Source organism: Caballeronia sordidicola (genome assembly GCF_000729995.1).
In the GTDB taxonomy this organism is placed as follows: Bacteria; Pseudomonadota; Gammaproteobacteria; order Burkholderiales; family Burkholderiaceae; genus Caballeronia; species Caballeronia sordidicola_A.
Genome location: NZ_JNFG01000151.1, coordinates 1 through 377, shown reverse-complemented (window position 1 = coordinate 377; position 377 = coordinate 1). Strand labels below are relative to the sequence as shown.

The following is a 377-nucleotide window of genomic DNA, read 5'->3' as shown; positions in this document are numbered from 1 at the left end:
CGACTTCATTGCCGGCCCCCGTCGCCTCGCCGGCTACCTGACGGCCATGATCCAGCGGCGTGAGCCGCGCTACATCGGTCACAATCCTGCAGGCGGCCTGATGATGATCGCTCTGATCCTCCTGTCGCTCTCCTGCGGCGTCACCGGCTGGATGATGGGACTCGATGCCTTCTGGGGAGCACCCTGGCTTGAGGCCACTCACGAGACCGCCGCCAACACCATCATGGCGCTTGCGATCCTGCATGTCGTCGCAGCCCTCGTGGAAAGCTGGCGTCACCGCGAAAATCTGGTCATGTCGATGGTGACCGGCTGGAAACGCGCCGCCAGCGGAACGGATGTCGATCATGCGTCTCCTCCTCGTTGAAGACACGGTCCGG

Annotated in this window: 1 protein-coding gene; it reads left to right on the top strand. The window is 63.9% G+C overall.

Features of this window, described 5'->3' with window-relative positions; translation table 11 throughout:
* Positions 1 to 364: cytochrome b/b6 domain-containing protein (locus FH08_RS0134155; protein ID WP_035568053.1), on the top strand; the 364-nt coding region annotated here is incomplete at its 5' end.
* Between the last annotated feature and the right edge of the window lie 13 nt (positions 365 to 377).